This is a genomic window from Limnospira sp. PMC 289.06 (assembly GCF_032350395.1).
Lineage (GTDB): Bacteria > Cyanobacteriota > Cyanobacteriia > Cyanobacteriales > Microcoleaceae > Limnospira > Limnospira platensis.
Genome location: NZ_JARPLC010000221.1, coordinates 1 through 3589, shown reverse-complemented (window position 1 = coordinate 3589; position 3589 = coordinate 1). Strand labels below are relative to the sequence as shown.

Below are 3589 nucleotides of genomic sequence, written 5' to 3'. Positions count from 1 at the left end.
TAAGGGATATGCACCAATTGTCCCGTGTGCTAAGACTGAATGGAGTGCATTTTGAATGTAACGGTGCGGTGCGACTATCGGGTTAAGTGAATTCCGATAATCGCAGTCAGGATAAGAGATTGCTTCAAAAGCCGATGGCGGGATTTGAACCCGCGACCGCTCGATTACGAATCGAGTGCTCTACCACTGAGCTACATCGGCACAGTAGCCCATTGTAACACATAATATAATTGAGCGATCGCCAGCCAAAAACTTGTCAACGCTGATTATACAGGATCAGGAGTCGAGGCAGTTGCGCCCGAGTAAACCACACCCCGCTGCATATCCAAAGTAAGAATCACCCCATCACGAATCACCTGGGTAGCATTTTTCACCCCAACAATCACCGGAACCCCGAGGCGCAAACCAATAACCGCCGCATGGCTAGTCAAACTATCAACTTCCGTCACCACACCAGCCGCCTTACGCATAACCTCCACAAAATCCGCATTAGTTTGGGAAACCACCAAAATTTCTCCAGGGTTAAAATCACCCACCTGAGAAGGCTGGTTAACCACACGAGCGCGACCAGTAAAAGTTCCCTGACCGATAGCAGTTCCCTTACCGAGAACCGCCGTCACTACTTCCACCTTAACCAAATCCGTAGAACCTGCGACCCCCTGCAAAGTCCCAGCAGTAGTCACCACCAAATCCCCATCAGCGACAAAATTATTTTCCCGCGCCACATTAACCGCCGATTGGAAAGTCTGATCCGTAGAAGGTAAATCCAAAACCAAAAGCGGTTTAACCCCCCAAACCAAACTCAACTGACGCGCCACCTCCACATGGGGAGTAATCGCCAAAATCGGAGTTTGGGGGCGAAACTTCGAGACATTGCGCGCCGTAGCGCCAGTTTTAGTTAAAGTCATAATCGCCGCCGCATCTAACTGAATCGCAATTTGACTGACAGCTTGACTAATCGCATTAGGAATAGATCGCCCCGTATCCTCCACCTTGAGAACATTACGAGTAATCCCATCTCGTTCAATTCTGTTAGCAATTCTAGCCATAGTCGCCACCGCTTCCACGGGAAACTGACCCACAGCCGTTTCATTAGAGAGCATCACGGCATCAGTACCATCAAGAATAGCATTAGCCACATCGGAAATTTCCGCCCTAGTCGGACGAGGATTGCTCACCATACTATCAAGCATCTGAGTAGCAGTAATCACCGGAATTCCCATGCGGTTAGCCGTGACAATCAAACGTTTTTGCAAAAGTGGCACATCCTCAGCAGGTAACTCCACCCCCAAATCACCCCGCGCCACCATCACACCATTACACAGGGCTAAAATCTCCTCCATTTGTTCGATCGCCTCATGTTTTTCGATTTTGGCGATGACGGGGACATCCTTACCCGCACTAGCAATCAATTCTTTAATTTCCAAGACATCCTGGGGATTGCGGACAAAACTGAGGGCGACCCAATCGACCCCTTGATCTAAGCCAAACATCAAATCGCGCCGGTCTTTGTCGGTCATGGCTTTAATGGAGAGATAGACCCCCGGAAAATTAACCCCTTTACTATTGGAGAGGACACCACCGACGACTACCCGACAGTGTAGTTCTCCCTTGTCTCGGTCTACTTTTTCCACCAGCATCTCGACCTTACCATCATCTAAAAGAATGGTCGCGCCATCGGGGACTTCATCAGCGAGAGGTTCGTAGGTAACAGAGGAGATCTCCTCGTTTCCAGGAAGGTCACGGCTGGTGAGGATAAAGTGATCACCTCGGTTCAATTTGATCGACCCATTCTCGAATTTTCCTAAGCGAATCTTGGGTCCTTGTAAATCCTGAAGAATACCTACAGGCTTGTTCAATTCAAAGGATACCTGACGAATCAAACGAATGCTGCGCTGGTGGTCTTCATGGCTACCGTGGGAAAAATTCAAGCGCAAAGTGGTTGCTCCCGCTTCTATCAACGCCTTGAGTACATCCGGTTTTTGTGTCGCCGGTCCAATGGTGGCGACAATTTTGGTTCTATGTATTAAGTTTGGCGATCGCATAACGTTAACTCAGTCCCAGGCGTTGATAGTTGTTAGTTTTGGCGCACCTAGGTGCGACTAGAATCACTTTAAGAAAATTTAACCATGATCGTGGCATATTTATCGCAAAACCCCCCTAGAATCTGACTGGGAGAGCAGATGAATCAGTCCGGGCGCGGGACAGGCTGCGCCGTCGCGACGGATGATCTAGGCTGGTTATTTCCCCGCGCGATCCCGATTTCTCCCCCTGTGGTGTCTATTGATAAAAATGACGGTTTCGCGCGTATAGTGGTGCTTTATGGCCGGGATTCAACCCTTAACTATGGGGAACCCCTCAGTTACTGTAGGGCGCGTCACCTAGAGATAAATCGTACTGTCGCCGTCAAAGTAAAATTGTAGTGTGTGTGTCCCAGTGAAACCAAACACCACCATCTCTGACCGAAAAAATTGGTTTCACCCTAGTTTCACCGAACCGACAAAGAAGATTAGCCCTGAAAACTTAATGATTGGTAAAATTCGAGAAAATGAAGCTCAACTTAGGAATTTATGCGGTGATATCGTTAATGAGTAGCTACCTGTTGTTAGCCACTCCGGCGCAGTCGCAGCGTCCATCACCCTGTTCTAATGATAACCAAGAACGACCCTCCCAACGTCGCCGCCAAATTATTAACCGTGAATATGGCTTGCGCTTTGATATTCCAGCTAATTATTACACGGAACTACGAAGTGAGAGAGGACATCGCCAACAGTTATCTATTGCCGTTCGTAACCCTACTGATGTCGAGTTTTTGGAATGTGGGAGAAGGGAAGGAATGAGAGGCTATGGACACCAAGTTTCCGACGTGAGAGTTACCATTGAACCACGTCCTAGCAATATCGGCAATGTTCGTGATATTTTACGCAATGCGGCTACTGGAAGCAGTTACAGCCAGATTTTAGAGTCTAATTTTACGACTATTGCGGGACAGGAGGCGGTAATTTATATAGTGCAAACGAGTTATCCTGAGCGTTATCGGTATGGGCGGCTAATACATCCTAATGGACGATATATCATTAGTATTTCTGCGGGAGATTATGGGGAAAGAATAGATGTGATTGATTTGCAGGTGATGAACCTGATCATGTCTACAATGAGGATAGATTGGCAACCATGACCACTAAAAAAAGCTGAAATTCTCACCCGCCTGGTTTACTCACCGGACAACTATCAGAGACTGTTTTTTAACGGTTAGAAGCAGAATTGCAGTTTTTGAGTAATTATATCGCAGCAATTGAGTGGCTTGTAGGTTCTACGCTGGGCACGAAACCTCAAGGCTACTATATCTAACTGCTGTTGGGTTTCACTGCGTTTCACCTAACCTACTGCTGTTGGGTTTCACTGCGTTTCACCCAACCTACATGGCTGGGGTTTTGGGAAGTATGAGAAAATTAGGCGATCGCACTATATCTAACTGCTGTTGGGTTTCACTGCGTTTCACCCAACCTACTGATGTTGGGTTTCACCCAACCTACATGGCTGGGGTTTTGGGAAGTCCGAGAAAATTAGGCGATCGCACTATATCTAA

At 47.5% G+C, this 3589-nt stretch carries 3 protein-coding genes and 1 tRNA gene; 2 read left to right on the top strand and 2 right to left on the bottom strand.

All coding sequences use genetic code 11. The annotated features are described in order from the left end of the window. Positions 1-129: 129 nt before the first annotated feature. Positions 130-201, bottom strand: a tRNA-Thr gene (locus tag P5674_RS23610). A 65-nt stretch (positions 202-266) separates the two neighbouring features. Next, the gene (gene pyk / locus P5674_RS23605) at positions 267-2045 is read right to left on the bottom strand and encodes a pyruvate kinase (RefSeq protein WP_014277326.1); all 1779 of its coding nucleotides are present in this window, start codon (positions 2043-2045) and stop codon (positions 267-269) included. Between the two features lie 138 nt (positions 2046-2183). Between pyk and P5674_RS23600 the strand changes: the two genes are divergently transcribed. Both P5674_RS23600 and P5674_RS23595 read left to right on the top strand, forming a co-directional pair. Beyond that, positions 2184-2423 carry a hypothetical protein gene (locus tag P5674_RS23600; protein ID WP_006616231.1) on the top strand — a complete coding sequence of 80 codons (240 nt, stop codon included), beginning with the start codon at positions 2184-2186 and terminating at the stop codon, positions 2421-2423. A gap of 164 nt (positions 2424-2587) precedes the next feature. Beyond that, positions 2588-3178 carry a hypothetical protein gene (locus P5674_RS23595; protein ID WP_006616230.1) on the top strand — a complete coding sequence of 197 codons (591 nt, stop codon included), beginning with the start codon at positions 2588-2590 and terminating at the stop codon, positions 3176-3178. Positions 3179-3589: the final 411 nt, after the last annotated feature.